Origin of the sequence: Stenotrophomonas bentonitica (assembly GCF_002887735.1) — a bacterium.
GTDB classification, from domain to species: Bacteria; Pseudomonadota; Gammaproteobacteria; order Xanthomonadales; family Xanthomonadaceae; genus Stenotrophomonas; species Stenotrophomonas bentonitica_A.
Genome location: NZ_PKQP01000006.1, coordinates 218,647 through 235,835, shown reverse-complemented (window position 1 = coordinate 235,835; position 17,189 = coordinate 218,647). Strand labels below are relative to the sequence as shown.

18 protein-coding genes are annotated in these 17,189 nt (G+C 67.7%); 11 read left to right on the top strand and 7 right to left on the bottom strand.

Annotated elements, in window-relative coordinates:
• The first annotated feature begins 34 nt into the window (after positions 1–34).
• On the top strand, positions 35–1,012 hold the full coding sequence (locus tag C0R07_RS13380; protein WP_019185378.1) for a DUF4105 domain-containing protein: 978 nt from the start codon (positions 35–37) through the stop codon (positions 1,010–1,012).
• Entirely contained in the window at positions 1,009–2,958 is a 1,950-nt protein-coding gene (locus tag C0R07_RS13375; RefSeq protein ID WP_070426768.1) for an esterase/lipase family protein, read from the top strand. The genes C0R07_RS13380 and C0R07_RS13375 overlap by 4 nt, the downstream gene beginning before the upstream one ends.
• A gap of 20 nt (positions 2,959–2,978) precedes the next feature.
• Here the strand turns inward: C0R07_RS13375 and C0R07_RS13370 are convergent, their stop codons facing one another.
• Positions 2,979–4,352, bottom strand: coding sequence for an MFS transporter (locus C0R07_RS13370; RefSeq protein WP_102789127.1), 1,374 nt, complete (start codon positions 4,350–4,352; stop codon positions 2,979–2,981).
• A gap of 90 nt (positions 4,353–4,442) precedes the next feature.
• Between C0R07_RS13370 and soxR the strand changes: the two genes are divergently transcribed.
• On the top strand, positions 4,443–4,877 hold the full coding sequence (gene soxR / locus C0R07_RS13365; RefSeq protein ID WP_172838051.1) for a redox-sensitive transcriptional activator SoxR: 435 nt from the start codon (positions 4,443–4,445) through the stop codon (positions 4,875–4,877).
• A 66-nt stretch (positions 4,878–4,943) separates the two neighbouring features.
• Here the strand turns inward: soxR and C0R07_RS13360 are convergent, their stop codons facing one another.
• The 3 genes from C0R07_RS13360 to C0R07_RS13350 all read right to left on the bottom strand — a co-directional run bounded on the left by C0R07_RS13360 (position 4,944) and on the right by C0R07_RS13350 (position 7,227).
• Positions 4,944–5,546 carry a short chain dehydrogenase gene (locus C0R07_RS13360; protein WP_102789126.1) on the bottom strand — a complete coding sequence of 201 codons (603 nt, stop codon included), beginning with the start codon at positions 5,544–5,546 and terminating at the stop codon, positions 4,944–4,946.
• A gap of 151 nt (positions 5,547–5,697) precedes the next feature.
• The gene (gene proC, locus C0R07_RS13355) at positions 5,698–6,519 is read right to left on the bottom strand and encodes a pyrroline-5-carboxylate reductase (protein WP_019185383.1); all 822 of its coding nucleotides are present in this window, start codon (positions 6,517–6,519) and stop codon (positions 5,698–5,700) included.
• 27 nt (positions 6,520–6,546) lie between these two features.
• Positions 6,547–7,227: a YggS family pyridoxal phosphate-dependent enzyme gene (locus C0R07_RS13350; protein WP_019185384.1), complete on the bottom strand. Its 681-nt coding sequence runs from the start codon at positions 7,225–7,227 to the stop codon at positions 6,547–6,549.
• Positions 7,228–7,335: 108 nt separating this feature from the next.
• Between C0R07_RS13350 and C0R07_RS13345 the strand changes: the two genes are divergently transcribed.
• The 4 genes from C0R07_RS13345 (at position 7,336) to C0R07_RS13330 (ending at position 11,497) form a co-directional block, all read left to right on the top strand.
• Positions 7,336–8,373: a type IV pilus twitching motility protein PilT gene (locus C0R07_RS13345; protein WP_019185385.1), complete on the top strand. Its 1,038-nt coding sequence runs from the start codon at positions 7,336–7,338 to the stop codon at positions 8,371–8,373.
• Between the two features lie 51 nt (positions 8,374–8,424).
• The gene (locus C0R07_RS13340) at positions 8,425–9,561 is read left to right on the top strand and encodes a PilT/PilU family type 4a pilus ATPase (protein ID WP_019185386.1); all 1,137 of its coding nucleotides are present in this window, start codon (positions 8,425–8,427) and stop codon (positions 9,559–9,561) included.
• 111 nt (positions 9,562–9,672) lie between these two features.
• On the top strand, positions 9,673–10,236 hold the full coding sequence (locus C0R07_RS13335) for a hypothetical protein (RefSeq protein ID WP_019185387.1): 564 nt from the start codon (positions 9,673–9,675) through the stop codon (positions 10,234–10,236).
• 277 nt (positions 10,237–10,513) lie between these two features.
• Complete coding sequence (locus C0R07_RS13330) at positions 10,514–11,497, top strand: aldo/keto reductase (protein WP_019185388.1); 984 nt, start codon at positions 10,514–10,516, stop codon at positions 11,495–11,497.
• Positions 11,498–11,600: 103 nt separating this feature from the next.
• On the opposite strand, the gene C0R07_RS13325 is transcribed toward C0R07_RS13330, so the two are convergent.
• Positions 11,601–12,422, bottom strand: a complete 822-nt coding sequence (locus tag C0R07_RS13325) for an alpha/beta fold hydrolase (protein WP_019185389.1) — start codon at positions 12,420–12,422, stop codon at positions 11,601–11,603.
• Positions 12,423–12,626: 204 nt separating this feature from the next.
• Here C0R07_RS13325 and C0R07_RS13320 point away from each other — a divergent pair, with 204 nt between their 5' ends.
• The gene (locus C0R07_RS13320) at positions 12,627–13,334 is read left to right on the top strand and encodes a YitT family protein (protein ID WP_019185390.1); all 708 of its coding nucleotides are present in this window, start codon (positions 12,627–12,629) and stop codon (positions 13,332–13,334) included.
• A gap of 6 nt (positions 13,335–13,340) precedes the next feature.
• On the opposite strand, the gene C0R07_RS13315 is transcribed toward C0R07_RS13320, so the two are convergent.
• Both C0R07_RS13315 and C0R07_RS13310 read right to left on the bottom strand, forming a co-directional pair.
• The gene (locus tag C0R07_RS13315) at positions 13,341–14,480 is read right to left on the bottom strand and encodes a hypothetical protein (RefSeq protein WP_102789125.1); all 1,140 of its coding nucleotides are present in this window, start codon (positions 14,478–14,480) and stop codon (positions 13,341–13,343) included.
• The gene (locus tag C0R07_RS13310) at positions 14,477–15,013 is read right to left on the bottom strand and encodes a DNA-3-methyladenine glycosylase I (RefSeq protein WP_070473864.1); all 537 of its coding nucleotides are present in this window, start codon (positions 15,011–15,013) and stop codon (positions 14,477–14,479) included. The genes C0R07_RS13315 and C0R07_RS13310 overlap by 4 nt, the downstream gene beginning before the upstream one ends.
• 110 nt (positions 15,014–15,123) lie before the next feature.
• Between C0R07_RS13310 and C0R07_RS13305 the strand changes: the two genes are divergently transcribed.
• The 3 genes from C0R07_RS13305 to C0R07_RS13295 are packed head-to-tail and all read left to right on the top strand — an operon-like array spanning position 15,124 to position 17,147.
• Positions 15,124–15,690: a YqgE/AlgH family protein gene (locus C0R07_RS13305; RefSeq protein WP_019185393.1), complete on the top strand. Its 567-nt coding sequence runs from the start codon at positions 15,124–15,126 to the stop codon at positions 15,688–15,690.
• Positions 15,683–16,180 carry a Holliday junction resolvase RuvX gene (ruvX, locus tag C0R07_RS13300; protein WP_019185394.1) on the top strand — a complete coding sequence of 166 codons (498 nt, stop codon included), beginning with the start codon at positions 15,683–15,685 and terminating at the stop codon, positions 16,178–16,180. The genes C0R07_RS13305 and ruvX overlap by 8 nt, the downstream gene beginning before the upstream one ends.
• Before the next feature lie 16 nt (positions 16,181–16,196).
• Positions 16,197–17,147, top strand: coding sequence for an aspartate carbamoyltransferase catalytic subunit (locus tag C0R07_RS13295; RefSeq protein ID WP_019185395.1), 951 nt, complete (start codon positions 16,197–16,199; stop codon positions 17,145–17,147).
• The last annotated feature ends 42 nt before the right edge of the window (positions 17,148–17,189 follow it).

Here is a 17,189-nt window from a genome sequence, read left to right as displayed (position 1 = left end):
GAAGAAGGCAGGACGATGGGGGCTGGCGCTGCTGATGCTGCTGGCGGCGCTGTGGATCACCGGTTTGCTGGCCTACCAGCTGCCGGGGCCCGGCTGGTTGCGGTATCTGCTGGTCGGCCTGTGGGCGGTGTTCGCCGTCACCGGTGCGGTTGGCGTCGCGCGCGCGCGCGCCGGGCGCTGGCCGGGCGTGCTGTACGGCGTGGCACTGGTCGCCTCGGGCATCTGGTGGCTGCTGCTCACCCCGCGCCAGGACCGGATCTGGGCCGACGATGTCGCCCAGCGCCTGAAGGTGGTCGAGGTGGATGGCCCACGCGTGGTGCTCGACAACGTCCGTGACTTCACCTGGCGCAGCGAGACCGACTACGACGCGCGCTGGGTGCGCCGCGAGTACAACCTGGACCAGCTGCGCTCGGCCGATCTGATCCTGTCCTACTGGATGGGGCCGGCCATCGCGCACACGCTGATCTCCTTCGGTTTCGACGATGGCCGCTACCTGGTGTTCTCGCTGGAGATCCGCAAGGAGCGCGGCGAGTCGTTCTCCGCGCTGGGCGGGTTCTTCCGCAAATTCGAGATGACCCTGGTCGCCTCGGAGGAAACCGACATCGTGCGCACGCGTACCAACGCGCGTGGCGAAGACGTCTATCTGTACCGCCTGCACGGCATGACCCAGGCGCAGCTCAAGGCCCTGTTCGTCTCCTACCTTGGCGAGGCGCGCAAGCTCGACGCCGCGCCGGCGTTCTACAACACGTTGACCAGCAACTGCACCACCATCGTGTACGAACTGGCCAAGCAGATCGCGCCGGGCCTGCCGATGGATTACCGGCTGCTGGCCTCGGGCTACTTCGCCGAGTACGCGCGCGATCTGGGCGTGCTCACGCCGGGCGTACCGTTCGAAACGCTGAAGGCACGCGGCCGGATTACCGACCGTGCGCGGGCGAGCCATGCAGACGATGATTTTTCACAGGTGATCCGCCGGGGCGTCCCGGGGACAGGGCAGGGAAGCGTTCCATGAGTTCCGCATTGAAGCTGTTGCCGCACCGCGCGTTGCCGATACTGGCCGTGGTGCTCTCGCTGCTGCTCTCCAGCGGCTGCGCGATGGTCACCATGAAACAGGTGGCCCCGACCGAATACCTGGCCAACAAGCGCGGCGACGTGCTGACCTCAGGCAAGCTCAGTGCCGCTTCGCAGGAAACGCTGAGCGTGATCGGGATGGACGTGGCGCAGTGCGAAAAGGACGTGGCCACCTGCCAGAAGACGTTGGAAGACACCGACGTGCTGCCCGAGGAACAGCGGCTGTCCGCACAGTCCGAGCTGTGGGTGAAGACCGCGCTGGCGCTGACCCCCAAGCCCAAGGACCGCGAGAAGACGCCGATGTCCGATGCGGCGCTGGATGCATGGCTGGAAGCTGCGCGCTATGCCTACGCCTACCTGTTCTTCAGCGGCCGAACGCCTTCGGACCGCGCCTTCGAGGATCGCCAGACCCAGGTTCGCGATTACTACAACTACGCTGCCGAGCAGACCGCCTCGGTGGTGTTCAAGCGCAGCCGCGAGAGCGCGCTGGAAGGCGAGGACTACAACGCCGCGGTGGCCGGTGAGCGCTGGACGCTGACCTCCGATTTCGATGAGCTGCGCATGCAGAGCATCCCGACCCGGATGGTGTCCGCCTCGGCGGTGAGTTTCGCCGGCCTGCGCAGCACCTATCGCCGCGATGGCTTCGGCGCCGAGCTGGTGGTGATCATGGACCCGCCCAAGCTGGTGGCACCGGCCGATGGCGAGAAAGCGGAGATTCCGCAGTACAGCGAGATGTCGGCGATCAACGCCACCGCCCTGCTGCGCTTCAAGGGCGACAACCTGCAGCAGGTGCTCGATACCACCCAGGTGCTGTTCGACGTGTACTCGCCCGAGTCCACCGAGAGCGTGGACCTGCACGGTGAGAAAGTGCCGCTGGCGGGCAACTTCACCGCGGCCTACGGCTTGTGGCTGGCCCAGTCCGGCTTCGCCACGCAGTCGCTGCGCACTCTGTTCGGCATGAGCGAGGGCATCGGTGCGCCGCACATGTACCTGATGCAGCCGTGGGACCCGAACCGCCGCATCATCTTCATGCTGCACGGCCTGGGCAGCAGCCCGGAAGCCTGGGTGAACGTGGCCAACGAGATCATGGGCGATCCCGAGCTGCGCCGTCATTTCCAGGTCTGGCAGGTCTATTACCCAACCAACGCGCCCATCGCGCTGAACCGCTACGAGATCAACCAGGCCTTCAACAACACCCTCAAGCACTTCGACCCGACCGGCAGCACACCGGCGGCCAAGGACATGGTGTTCATCGGCCACAGCATGGGTGGCGTGCTCGCGCGACTGCTGGTGACCTCCTCCGGCGATGTGCTGTGGAACGACCTGCTGGCCAACTACGACCTCAAGGGCGAGCGCTTGAAGCGGGTGGAAGCCAAGCTCGGCCCCCTGCTGCATTTCACCGCCGAGCCGAACGTGGAGCGGGTGATCTTCATCGCGGCCCCGCACAAGGGCACCGACATCGCGGGCAATCGGCTGGGGCGCCTGATCGGCCGGCTGGTGCGCCTGCCGATCACGATCCTGGGCAAGTTCGAGGATGTGTTCCTGACCCTGCAGGAATCCGAATCGGCCAACAGCACGACCAAGCTGCAGATTCCCAACAGCATCGACAATCTCAAGGCCAGCGATCCGTTCGTGAAGGCCGCTGGCGCGCTGCCGATCACGCCGGGGCTGAAGTACCACTCGATCATCGCCCAGCGCAAACCGGAGGTGCCGTTGCAGCAGTCCGATGATGGCCTGGTGCCGTACTGGAGCGCGCACCTGGATGGCGCCGTGTCGGAGAAGGTCATCATCTCCGGGCATAGCGTGCAGGAGACCCCGCAGGCCGTGCTGGAGATCCGCCGCATCCTGCGCGAGGATCTGAAAGAGGTCGGCGACACGCATCCTTAGGATGCGTGGCATCTCCTGCTTCAGATGCGCCGCGCCACCACCACGCTGAGCATGGCCAGCACCAGCATGATCGCGAAGGTGAGCAGGTAGCCCAGCGTCTCCCGGCCCTCCAGGAACAGCGCGAACAGCGACCCGGACACGGCCAGCGTGGTCGCCACGCCCAAGGCCTCGCTGAGCTGCAGGGCGGAGGTGTTGGCGCCCTGCTGCGCTGGCGGTGAAAGCGACAGCGTGAGCACCGACAGGCTGGGATAGATCAGCCCCATGCCCAGCCCGGTCAGTACCCAGCCGGCCATGGCCGTCCACAGCGGCACGCCGGGCTGGATCGCCAGCGAGGTGGCCAGGATGCCCGTGCACATCAATAAGGCACCGGCCTGCAGCAGTTGCCGGCGCGACCAGCCACGCTGCTGGTGGCCCTGCAGCCACGAGCCGGAGAACCAGCCCAGTGCCCCCAGGCTCAGTGCCACGCCGGCCACGACCGGCGTCAACCCGCGCTCGCGCTGCAGCAGCAGCGGCAGGAACGCTTCGCAGCCGAAGAAGGCCGAGGCCGCGATCCCGCGCAGGGCGATCACGCTGGGCAGGCCGCGACGCAGGCGCAGCGTGCCGGTCGGCAGCAGCTTCCAGCTGCACAGGGCGAGCAGGGCGAGGGCGGGGGCCAGCAGTGCCACGGCGAGCCATCCCTGCTGCTGGCCGCCGATGTACAGCGCAAGCGCGCCGAAGGCGGCCCCTACCGCCCAGGGCACCACGTTGCGGCTGCTGGTGCCGGTGGCGACCGTGCCCACCTGGCGCAGGGCCGGGCGCAGCAGCAGTGCCGCCGGGATGGCCAGCAGCGGCACGATCAGGAACACCCAGCGCCAGCCCAGGTGCTGCACGATCAGGCCGCTGATGCTGGGGCCGACCAGCGAGGGCACCACCCAGCCGGCCGAGAAGGCGGCGAACACGCGCGGCCGCATCGGTTCGGGGAACGAACGTCCGACCAGCACATACAGCGCTACGGAAATCGCGCCGGCCCCCAGGCCCTGCATCAGCCGCCCGAGCACCAGCACCGGCATGTGCTGGGCGAAGCCGGCCACCAGCAGGCCGGCAACGAAGCAGGCCAGGCCCAGCCACAGCGGCCGTGCCGGGCCACGCTGGTCGCTCCAGCGGCCGGACAGCGTCATCCCGATCACGCTGGTGGCCAGGGTGCCGCCGAACGCCAGCGCGTACAGGCGCAGGCCGTCCAGGTCATGGGCAACGGTCGGCATCGCCGCAGCCACTGCCAGCGCTTCGAAGCCATGCAGCGAGACCAGCGCGACCATGCCGATGGTGGTCGCCCGGTAGGCCGGCGACAGGATCGAGGGGATCGGGGCATCCTCCACCGGAGCGGTGGCGGGCGGAGTGGAGGCGTCAGCGGACATGCGGATTCCAGACATCGGGGGGAGGGCCGGGGTTGCAGTGCACTCCGGCGGCGCGCAGGATGCCACCTGAACCAAGGTTGAGGTCAAGCAGTGATCGCGCAGGAACTGAGTGTAGGCGAAGTCGCCAAACGGAGCGGCGTTGCCGTCTCGGCGTTGCATTTCTACGAGCGCAAGGGCCTGATCCGCAGTCTGCGCACCGCCGGCAACCAGCGCCGCTTCGCCCGCGACGTGCTGCGCCGGCTGGCGGTGATCCGGGTCGCCCAGCGGGTCGGGATGCCGCTGGAGGCGGTGGCGACCGCTTTTGCCGCCCTGCCGGAGAACAAAACGCCGACCAAGGCCGAGTGGGCCAGGATGTCGGCGCTGTGGCGCAGTGAGCTGGACCAGCGCATCGAGCAGTTGCTGCTGCTGCGCGACCAGCTCACCGACTGCATCGGCTGTGGCTGCCTGTCGTTGAAGCGTTGCCGCCTTACCAATCCCGGCGACACGCTTGGCGATCAGGGCGACGGCCCGCGCCGCTGGGAGTAGTGCCGGCCAGCGGCCGGCGGGGGCCCCCGCTTGCCACCCGTAGTGCCGGCCGCTGGCCGGCTGCCCTCACCAGACGGTGAACACCTGCCCGCTCTGGATGCCTTCCACGCTGCGCTGGTAGGCCAGCGACGCGCGCTGCGCCGTCACCGGTTCAAAGCCCGGGAAGTAGGCGCCGTAGTCGTCCATCGATTCGGCCAGCACGTTCGGGCTGACTGCATTGATGCGCAGCCCACGCGGCAGCAGCTCGCAGGCTGCGGCGCGCAAGAAACCTTCGAGCGCGGCGTTGGCTGCCGTGGCGTTGGCGCCGTCGCGGATCGGCTGGGCGCTGATGATGCCGCTGGTCAGGGTGATCGAGCCGCCGGTGTTGAGGTGATGCTGGGCGGCCAGGCTCAGCCGCACCTGGCCCAGCAGTTTGTCCTGCAGCCCCAGGTTGAAGTCGGCCGGCCGCATCTGCGCCAGCGGACCGAAGTGGACCTGGCCGGTGGTGGCGATCACCGCGTCGACCTTGCCCACCTTCTCGAACAGCGCCTGCACGCTGGCGTCGTCGGTGAGATCCACCTGCACGTCGCCGCCGTGGCGGCCGGCGCGGATCAGTTCGTGGTGCACGCCGAGCGTACTGGCAACCGCCTGGCCCAAGGTGCCGCTGGCACCGACAAGCAGGATCTTCATGTGCATGTCTCCCGTAAACGTAGGGGTAGAGCCACGCCACGCGTGGCTGCTTCTTGTTCCCGCATCGCGGGCCAGCCACCCAAGGGGTGGCTCTACCCGGTCAGGGGGGCGGCCAAGGTAACGCCACGCCATGCGTGGCGACGCTTGGTCGTCAGTCATTCGCCGCCGACAATGCCTGCCCGCGCGTGGTCGCCGCGTCGATCGCGCGCGCCACGATCGCCTCGAAGCCATCGCCTTGGAAACTTTCGATCGCCGCCTGGGTCGTGCCGTTCGGCGAGGTCACCCGGCGACGCAGTTCGGCCGGCGCTTCGCCGGATTCATCCAACATGCGCGAGGCACCGAGCAGGGTCTGCACCACCAGCGTGCGGGCCGCCTCGGCCGGCAGGCCTTGCGCGATCCCAGCCGCCTCCATCGCTTCGGCCAGCAGGAACACGTACGCCGGGCCGCTGCCGGAGACCGCAGTAACGGCATCCATGCGCGCTTCGTCGTCGATCCACACGGTGCGCCCTGCCGTGGCCAGCACGGTATCGGCCTGGGCGCGTTGCGCGGCGCTGACCGTGGCAGTGGCGAACAGGCCGGTGACACCGGCGCCGAGGAGGGCGGGCGTGTTGGGCATCGCACGGACCACGGCGTGGCCGCCGCCCAGCCAACGGTCCAGCTGGCTGCTGGTGATGCCAGCGGCGATGGAGACCACCAGCGGTTGCTTGCCGTGGGCGACGGCGGTGAGCGAGGCGCAGACATCGCGCAGCACCTGCGGCTTGACCGCCAGCACCCACACGGTGCCCTGCGCGGCAGCTTCGGTCGCGCTGGCGTAGGTCCTGACGCCGAATTCGGCCGTGAGCGCGTCACGCAGCTCGGTCACCGGCTCGGCGACATGGATGCTGGCCGGGGCCACGCCCTGGCGGACCAGGCCGGCGATCAGGCTGCGGGCCATGTTGCCGCCGCCGATGAAGGTGATGGGGGACGTGCTCATGAACTCTCCTTGGAACGGGCGGGGCGCTCAGGCCGGTCGCGGGCGTGCACCGAACAGCGCGGTGCCGACGCGGACCAGGGTGGCGCCATGGGCGATGGCCTCAGGGTAATCGCTGCTCATGCCCATCGACAGCGTATCCACCTGCGGGTGCGCTGCCGCCAGCTTGGCAAACAACGTGGCCATGCGGGTGAAAGCGGCCTGCCGGCGTTCAGCGTCAGGCCACGGGGCCGGGATCGCCATCAGCCCGCGCAGGCGCAACTGCGGCGCGGCAGCGATGGCGGTGGCGAGGGCATCGATGTCCTCCGGCGCGCAGCCGTGCTTGCTGTCTTCGTCGTCGATGTTGACCTGGATCAGCACGTTCAGCGGCGGCTGGCCGGCCGGGCGATGCGCGGCCAATGCGGTGACCAGCTTGAGGCGGTCCACGCTCTGCACCCAGTCGAAATGGCGGGCGACGAGTTCGGCCTTGTTCGACTGAAGGTGACCGATCAGGTGCCACTCCAGGCCCAGCGATGCCAGTGCCTCGATCTTGGCGACCGCCTCCTGCACGTAGTTCTCGCCGAAAGCGCGCTGGCCCTGCGCGGCCAGGGCCTGCACGGCCTCGGCCGGCTGGGTCTTGGAGACCGCCAGCAGGACCGGATCTGGCCGCCCGGCGGCCGCGGCCGCGTTGTGCAGGTTCGTCAGGAGGGTGGGCAGAGGCTGGGGGGTCACGGCGGGTCCGGTGGATCAGGGGCTGGCGCGTATTGTGCACATCTCGCTCTATACTGCCGCCCGGGGAAAGAACCTTCCAGTCGCAGCAGTCATGGGGAGTAGCAGCGCATGGATATCGCCGAACTGTTGGCGTTTTCCGTAAAGAACAAAGCGTCGGATCTTCATCTGTCGGCCGGCCTGCCGCCGATGATCCGCGTTGACGGCGATGTCCGTCGCATCAATATTCCGGCCCTGGACCACAAGCAGGTCCACGCGCTGGTGTACGACATCATGTCGGACAAGCAGCGTCGCGATTACGAAGAGTTCCTCGAGGTCGATTTCTCGTTCGAGATTCCCTCGCTGGCGCGCTTTCGTGTCAACGCTTTCAACCAGAACCGCGGTGCGGGTGCGGTGTTCCGTACCATTCCCTCCGAGGTGCTCACCCTGGAAGACCTGGCCTGCCCGCCGATCTTCCGCGAGCTGATCGATCAGCCGCAGGGGCTGATCCTGGTCACCGGCCCGACCGGTTCAGGCAAGTCGACCACGCTGGCGGCGATGATCGACCACATCAACAAGAACGAATACGGCCACATCCTCACCGTCGAGGATCCGATCGAATTCGTGCACACCTCGCAGAAGTGCCTGATCAACCAGCGCGAAGTGCATCGCGATACGCACGGCTTCAATGAAGCGCTGCGCTCGGCACTGCGTGAGGATCCGGACATCATCCTGGTCGGCGAACTGCGCGATCTGGAAACCATCCGCCTGGCGCTGACCGCCGCGGAAACGGGCCACCTGGTATTCGGCACGCTGCACACCAGCTCGGCCGCCAAGACCATCGACCGCATCATCGACGTGTTCCCCGCCGGCGAAAAGCCGATGGTGCGCTCGATGCTGTCCGAGTCGCTGCGCGCGGTGATCTCCCAGGCCCTGCTGAAGAAGGTCGGTGGTGGGCGTACGGCTGCGTGGGAAATCATGGTCGGCACGCCGGCCATCCGCAACCTGATCCGCGAAGACAAGGTCGCGCAGATGTACTCGGCGATCCAGACCGGCCAGCAGATGGGCATGATGACCCTGGACCAGCACCTGCAGGACCTGGTCAAGCGCAGCCTGATCACCCGCAACCAGGCACGCGAGTACGCCAAGGACAAGCGGATTTTCGAATAGTGGTAGTGCCGGCCGCTGGCCGGCTCCTGAAAACCTCCGGAGTACACCGCGATGAGCACCACCACCATCGACTTCACCTCGTTCCTCAAGCTGATGGCGCACCAGAAGGCCTCGGACCTGTTCATCACCGCGGGCATGCCGCCGGCGATCAAGGTCAACGGCAAGATCTCGCCGATCACCCAGACACCGTTGACGCCGCAGCAGAGCCGCGACCTGGTGTTGAACGTGATGACGCCGGCGCAGCGCGAAGAGTTCGAAAAGACCCACGAATGCAACTTCGCCATCGGCCTGTCCGGTGTCGGCCGCTTCCGCGTGAGCTGCTTCTACCAGCGCAACCAGGTCGGCATGGTGCTGCGCCGGATCGAAACGCGCATTCCCACCGTGGAAGAGCTGAGCCTGCCGCCGATCGTCAAGACGCTGGCGATGACCAAGCGCGGCATCATCCTGTTCGTCGGCGCGACCGGTACCGGTAAATCGACCTCGCTGGCGGCGATGATCGGCTACCGCAACCACAACTCGACCGGCCATATCATCACCATCGAAGACCCGATCGAATTCGTGCACAAGCACGAAGGCTGCATCATCACCCAGCGCGAAGTCGGCATCGATACCGACAGCTGGGAGGCGGCGCTGAAGAACACCCTGCGCCAGGCCCCGGACGTGATCATGATCGGCGAGGTGCGTACCCGCGAGGGCATGGACCACGCCATCGCCTTTGCTGAAACCGGCCACCTGGTGCTGTGTACGCTGCACGCCAACAACGCCAACCAGGCGATGGACCGCATCATCAACTTCTTCCCGGAAGATCGTCGCAACCAGCTGCTGATGGATCTCTCGCTGAACCTCAAGGGCGTGGTCGCCCAGCAGCTGATCCCCTCGCCGGACGGCAAGACGCGCAAGGTCGCGATGGAAATCATGCTGGGTACGCCGCTGGTGCAGGATTACATCCGCGACGGTGAGATCCACAAGCTCAAGGAAGTGATGAAGGACTCGGTCCAGCTGGGCATGCGCACCTTCGACCAGAGCCTGTTCGAGCTGTACCAGGCCGGCGAGATCAGCTACGAAGACGCCCTGCGCTACGCCGATTCGCAGAATGAAGTACGCCTGCGCATCAAGCTCTCGCAGGGCGGCGACGCACGCACGCTGTCGCAGGGGCTGGACGGGGTGGAGATCTCCGAGATCCGCTGAGCGGGGGCTGTAAAAGCCGGCGCGGCTCTGCGATAGTCGCGCCGTCGCGGGCCACCGCGATGCAGGGGGCGCCGGCACCTCGCCGGTATCAACGTATCAGGTGATGGGCATATGGACATGCACGATCCGTACCGCGCGCCGGCGGCGTCTTCCGCACTGCCGGCGGCGACTTTCGCCACCAACGGCGTCGCAACGTACTACGCACCACCCACGCTGAAGATCGCGGCGTTGTCGCTGACCACGCTGGGTCTCTATCCGGTGTACTGGTTCTGGCGCAACTGGCGCGCGATCAAGCGTGAAACCGGTGGAGATCAGTGGCCGTGGGCGCGCGCGTGGTTCTCACCGCTCTGGTCGTTCCTGTGCTTCAGCGACCTGCGCGATGTGGCCGCCAATCGCCGCCGCACGCTGGCGATCGCACCGGGCCTGCTGGGCGTGGCCTACTTCCTGCTGTATGTGGCCAGCCGACTGCCCGATCCCATGTGGCTGGTCGCGCTGTTCACCTTCGTCCCGCTGTTGCCGGTCAACAGCCTCCTGCGGCGCTACCATCGTGATGAAGGCATGGACACGCGGGCGCTGGACCGCTTCGGGGTGTGGCACATCCTTGCGGTGGTCGTGGGCGGTCTCTTCCTGCTGCTCACGGTGGCTGGCACCCTGCGCGGCGATGGCGTTTCCTGAGGGCTGGATAATGGTGGCAGTGCGCAGCTGATCCTGATCGACGACGAGCACGTGCAGCTGAAGACCTTGGATCCAACAGCTGCAGCAGCGCCGACGCATAACGATCAAGGCTGAAAAGATTACTTGCACGCTACCGGGATGATGCGTATCTGCCTCGTGCATGGATTGATTAGCCACGCTCATGACCGACAGCACTCCACACCCTCCAATCCCGGCAGCCGGCAGGGCTATGGTGGCACTCCCCCATGACGCCGGTCCCACCGGCAGGAGTACCACCATGCAGACACGTGAACTGGGCCGCAGCGGCCTGCGGGTTTCGCCCCTCGGGCTCGGCTGCATGGGGCTGAGCTACGGCTATGGCCCGGCCACCGACCGTACCGAGGCGATCGCCTTGCTGCGCGCGGCGGTCGAGCAGGGGGTCACCTTCTTTGATACGGCCGAAGCCTATGGGCCGTTCCTCAACGAGGAACTGCTGGGCGAAGCGCTGGCGCCGTTCCGTGACCAGCTGGTGATCGCCACCAAGTTCGGCTTCAAGGATGGCCACGCCGACGCCGGCCTGGACAGCCGCCCCGAGCGCATCCGCGCGGTGGCCGAGGCCAGCCTGTCGCGTTTGAAGACCGACCGCATCGACCTGTTCTACCAGCACCGGGTCGACCCGAATGTGCCGATCGAGGACGTGGCCGGTACGGTCAAGGACCTGATCGCCGAGGGCAAGGTGAAGCACTTCGGGTTGTCCGAGGCCGGCGTCGATACCATCCGCCGGGCGCACGCCGTGCAGCCGGTGGCGGCGCTGCAGAGCGAATACTCCCTGTGGTGGCGCGAGCCGGAACAGGCCGTGCTGCCGGTGCTGGAAGAACTGGGTATCGGCTTCGTGCCGTTCAGCCCGCTCGGCAAGGGCTTCCTGACCGGGGCGATCAACGTAGGCACGCAGTTCGCGGCCGATGACTTCCGCAACAGCGTGCCGCGGTTTGCGGCCGAAGCCCGCCAGGCCAATCAGGTGCTGGTGGACCGCATCAGCGCGATAGCCGCCGACAAGCGGGCCACGCCGGCCCAGATCGCCTTGGCCTGGCTGCTGGCGCGCAAACCGTGGATCGTGCCGATTCCCGGCACGACCAAGCTGCATCGCCTGACCGAGAATCTGGGCGCGGCTGCGGTGGTGCTGAGTGAGGCCGACCTGCAGCAGATCGGTGCGGCGCTGGACAGCATCGCCATCGTCGGGGATCGCTACAACGCCGAGCGGCAGAAGCTGGTCGCGCGCTGAGCGGGGCGCTGGGCGCACGACACCGGCCAACGCAGCCAGGATCGGCTCGCGCGATACCGTCCCACACATTCGGGTAGGTGCCGACCGTTGGTCGGCACACACCTCACCCGCGAATGAACGCCAACAGATCCGAGTTGATCACGTCCGCATGGGTGGTGCACATGCCATGTGGGTACCCTTTGTAGACCTTCAGCGTGCCGTGCCTGAGCAGCTTGATGGCCAGCTCCGCCGAATCGGCGATCGGCACGATCTGATCGTCATCGCCGTGCATCACCAGCACCGGCACGTCGATCTTTTTCAGGTCGTCGGTGAAGTCGGTTTCCGAGAAGGCCTTGATGCAGTCGTAGTGCGCGTTGATCGCGCCCATCATCCCCTGCCGCCACCAGTTGTCGACGATGCCCTGCTGTGGCGGCGTGCCCTCGCGGTTGAACCCGTAGAACGGAATCGGCACGTCGCGGTAGAACGCCGCACGACCCGCGACCAGTGCCTGCCGGAAGCCGTCGAAGACCTCCTTCGGCGTGCCGCCGGGGTTGGCCTCGCTCTTGACCATGATCGGTGGCACCGCACCGATCAGCACCGCCTTGGCCACGCGCCCGGGCTTAGCCTGCGCGACGTAGTGCGCGACTTCGCCACCGCCGGTGGAATGCCCGATGTGGATCGCATCGCGCAGGTCCAGGTGATCGGCCAGCGCATTGACGTCGGCAGCGTAGGTGTCCATCTCATGCCCCCCGCTGGTCTGCGAGGAGCGGCCATGGCCGCGGCGGTCGTGCGCGATCACGCGATAGCCCTGCAGCAGGAAGAACTGCAGCTGGCTATCCCAGTCATCGGCGCTGAGCGGCCAGCCGTGATGGAACACGAGGGGCTGACCCTTGCCCCAATCCTTGTAGAAGATCTCGGTGTTGTCGGCGGTGGTGACGTAGGGCATGGCACGGAACTCCTGAGGGAGGGGAGGGCACGGCGGGGTACCCGCACATGCTGCGGCTGGGGGGTGTTCAGCGGGGATGAACGGCGGATGTCGGTCCGGGGTCGGTGGCCCGGCACCTCCGCCGGCGGCGGCTGAATCAATTTCACCAGCAACTGTCACGCCGATCGTGTCTAATACCGCTCCCCACGCCACACCCCCACCCCCATGTCCCTTGAATCCCATGGCCCCGCGCCGTGCGACGACGCTGACGGCCACCTGGTCACCGCAGGCCCGCTGACCCCGCCCCCCGACAGCGCCGGCACCGTGGCCGACGAGAAAGCCCTGCGCCATTCCGTGGCCGAGGACGTGCAGGGCATGATCCTGGCCACGCTGGTGGCGTCGCTGGGCCTGGCCATCTTCGCCAAGGGCGGGCTGATGATCGGCGGCATGGCCGGGCTGGCCTTCCTGGCCCACTACGCCTTCGGCTGGAACTTCGGCCTGGTGTTCGTCCTGGTCAACCTGCCGTTCTACTGGGTGGCCGTGCGGCGCATGGGCTGGGAATTCACCCTGAAGACCTTCGCGGCGGTAACCGCCTGCGGCGTGCTGACCGACCTGCTGCCGCGCTGGGCCGACTTCGCCCACATGAGCTCGCTGTACTCGGCGATCGTCGGCGGCGCGCTGGCCGGCCTGGGCATCCTGTTCTACATCCGCCACCGGGCCAGCCTGGGGGGCATCGGCATCCTGGCGGTGTACCTGCAGCGCACGCGGGGCTGGAGCGCCGGCAAGGTGCAGATGTCGTTCGACACGCTGCTGATGTGCGTGGCGTTCTCGGTACTGTCCCCCTCCAAGGTGATGTACTCGGCGATCGGTGCGGTAGTGCTCAGCCTGGTGCTGATGTTCAACCACCGCCCGGGCCGCTACATGGGCGTCTGACGCCGGTTACTCACCCTGCGGCGGCACCGGCACGACGGTCACGCCGGAGACCCAGCGGCGGCTGCGCAGGTCCAGCGTCGCCGCCTGCTGGCCCGGGCCGCGGTACAGCCACAGCTGGCAGCACAGCGCGTGGTCGCCGGCATAGCTGCTGCGCAGGGCGATGAGCGAAGCGCTGTAGCACTGGCCTCCCGAGCGGATCACGGTGTCGGCGGCGGTATCGAAGGTATAGCTGCCGGCGCCGCGCCAGGGCCACGCGCCGGTCTCGTCCGGGTCGGTCCCGGCCGGCATCGGGCAGCGCCCCTGCTCATCGCCGACGTGTGCGACGCCGTCACCATCGATGGTCAGGCCAGCCAACAGCTGGTCGATGTGCGTGAGCAGGCGCCGGTCCGCTGCGATCGCCGCGGCATCGGCATCCAGCGGTTCGCCATCGACATGCATCACCGGGTCGGCCAGCCAGTGCTCGCGGCCGTAGCGCACCTGCAACTGCACCGCCGGGCTGCGCTCGCGCGGGTCAACCGACAGCGGCCGGTTTAGCAGCAGGGTGTCGCCGTAGTAGTCGCCATCGCGGTAGGCGATGTAGCTGACCCCATCGATGCGCAGCCAGTACAGGCCCTGGTCGCTGCCGCGCCCGCTGATGCCGTACTGCCCCTGTGCCCAGGGGCGCTGCGGGTCGAGACTGTCGGGTACCACGAAGCCGCGCTGCGGATCGCGCCGCAGCATCTCCACCTGCGTATACAGGCCGGTGCCGCCGCTGTAGGCGCTCTGCACCAGGTCGCGCTTGCCGTCCCCATCCAGATCGAGCAGGGAGAGCGACAGCTCGCCCATCTCCACCGGTACGATGTGCCGGGCGTCGGTCTCGCGCAGATAGCGGGTCACCGCCGCCCAATCGGCCGGGGTGACAGTGGGTGGGCGCACCAGCGCGGGTAGCGGGGCATCGCTATCGCCGGCCACCGGAATCTGCAGGTCGATGCCGGTTTCGTCGCGGTAGCGGGCCAGCACCGTATCGATCGGGGCCGGGTCGTCGGCCGCCACGGCGGCGATCTCCGCGCGAAGGCGCTCCAGCACGTTGTCCAGGTCGCTTGCGGCCGCCAGCGGGGGCAGGCTCAGGGCAGCGAGCAGCACAGCCCGCACGACGGGGTGGGTCACTTCTGGCGCCAGGCCGGCTTGAGCGTGTCGATGCGCTTGAACACCGGGCAGTCCGGGCTGTGCGCGCCAGGGAGGTAGCCCAGGCTCATCAGGAACTCGCCGGTGATCTCCCCGCCGGTGAAGCGGAACGTCTTCTTGAACAGCTTCACCCACGCCGCCTTGTCCAGCGGATGGTGGGCATCCAGCCAGCCGGCGAAGCTGCCGTGGCTGGCCCGCAGCTGCTGGATCACCTGGGCATTGTGGACTGCCGCGTGCACCTTGAGCCGGTTGCGGATGATCCGGGCATCGTTGAGCAGGCGCTCGATATCGCGCTGGCCATAGGCGGCCACGGTGTCCACGTCGAAGCCGTCATAAGCGGCGCGGAAGCCCTCGCGCTTCTTCAGGATGGTCTCCCAGCTCAGGCCGGCCTGGTTGATCTCCAGGATCAGGCGCTCGAACAGCTCGCGCTCTTCGCGCTGCGGGAAGCCGTACTCGTGGTCATGGTAGTGGCCGTGGACCGGATGGCCGGGGGCGATGAGGCAATAACCGGACACGTGCAGCTCCTTGCGATGGCGGATCAGGCGCGCGGGCCGGGGGCACGCGCGCAGGCCTGCATTATGTCAGCGCGAAAGCGCACATCACGGCCAGCGGCTAGAATGGGGCCATGTCTGAACTGTCCACTTCGCTTGCCCACCACCTGCTGGTCGCGCTGCCGTCGCTGACCGACCCCACCTTTGCCCGTACCGTGGCGCTGATCTGCCAGCACGACGAGAACGGCGCGATGGGCGTGCTGGTCAACCAGCCCTCCGAGTACACCCTCGGCGAGGTGCTGGCCCAGATGGAGATCACGACCACCAGTGACACCCTGCGCGGCCAGGTCGTGCTCAACGGCGGCCCGGTGCACCCGGAGCGTGGCTTCGTGATCCACGATGATGCGCGCAGCTGGGATTCCAGCCTGGCCGTGGGCGAGGGCGTCTTCCTCACCACCTCGCGCGACATCCTCGAAGCCATGGCGCGCGGCGAAGGCCCGCGCAATGCGCTGGTCACCCTGGGCTGTGCCGGCTGGAGCGAAGGGCAGCTGGAAACGGAAATCGCCGAAAACAGCTGGCTGGCCGTGCCGGCCGATGCCGAACTGCTGTTCAGCACGCCGCTGGACGAGCGCTGGCAGGGCGCGGCCGCGCGCATCGGCGTGGACCTGTTCCGCCTCACCGATTACAGCGGCCATGTCTGAGCCGGCCACGCCTGCGCCCGCCGCGGCCGCACCGCCGACGATCCGTCGTGATGGCACGGTGCTCGGTTTCGATGTCGGCTCGCGCCGGATCGGCGTGGCCATCGGCAGCTCGTTCGGCACCCATGCGCGTGCGATCGCGGTGGTCGATGTACATGGCAACGGGCCGGACTGGACCGCCGTGGAGCGCCTGATCAAAGAGTGGCGGCCGGATGGCCTGGTGGTGGGCGATCCGCTCACCCTGGATGGCCAGGACCAGCCCAACCGCAAGCGCGCGCAGGGCTTTGCCCGCCAGCTGCGGGAACGTTTCAAACTGCCGGTGGTGCTGGTCGACGAGCGCTCCAGCTCGGTCGAGGCCGCGCGCCGGTTCGCGGTCGAGCGCGCCGAAGGCCGCAAACGCCGCCGCGACGCCGCCGCCCTGGATGCAGTGGCTGCGGCGGTGATCATCGAACGCTGGCTTTCCTGCCCGGATGACGCCACCCCCGTTTCCTGACCCTCAGACCCTGCCCATGACCGCCTCGCAACTCGATTCCGATGGACGCCTGCGCCACCTGCTGACCCTGGAAGGTCTGCCCCGCGAAACCCTGCTGCAGCTGCTCGACCGCGCCGGCCAGATCCGCGATGCGGCCGTCGGGCGGGTGGGCAACAAGCGCCACGTGCTCGGCGGCTCGGCGGTCTGCACGCTGTTCTTCGAACCCTCCACGCGCACCCGCAGCTCGTTCCAGCTGGCCGCGCAGCGGCTGGGCGCGGACGTGCTGAACTTCGATGCCTCCACCTCGTCCACCCGCAAGGGCGAGACCGCCTGCGACACGCTCAAGAACCTGGAAGCGATGGGCGTGCGCGGCTTCGTGGTGCGTCATCCCGATGATGGTGCGGTGGCGGCGCTGGCTGCCGCAGCGGGCGAGGGCACGGCCCTGGTCAACGCCGGTGACGGCCGCAGCTCGCACCCGACCCAGGGCCTGCTGGACATGCTGACCCTGCGCCAGGCCAAGGGCAGCGATTTCTCGAAAATGAAGGTCATCATCGTGGGTGATGTGAAGCACTCGCGCGTGGCCCGCACCGACCTGCATGCCCTGCGCACGCTGGGCGTCGGCGAGATCCGCGTATGCGGCCCGCAGTCGCTGCTGCCGGACGATGACACCCTGAAGGGCTGCATCGTCGGCGACGATTTCGACGCGATGCTGGAAGGCGCCGATGCGCTGATGATGCTGCGCCTGCAGCGCGAGCGCATGGAAGAAGGCCTGGTGCCCTCGCTGGAGCAGTATCACGCGCAGTACGGCCTGGATGCGACGCGCCTCAAGCGCGCCGGCACCGATGCCGCCGTGTTGCACCCGGGCCCGATCAACCGCGGCGTGGAGGTCACCGACGAGGTGGCCGATGGTCCCCAGTCGTGGGTGCTGCGCCAGGTCGCCAACGGCGTGGCCGTGCGCATGGCGGTGCTGGAAACGTTGTTGGGGTGAGCGTCCGTTTAACACGGTAGGCATCGACCGTTGGTCGATGCA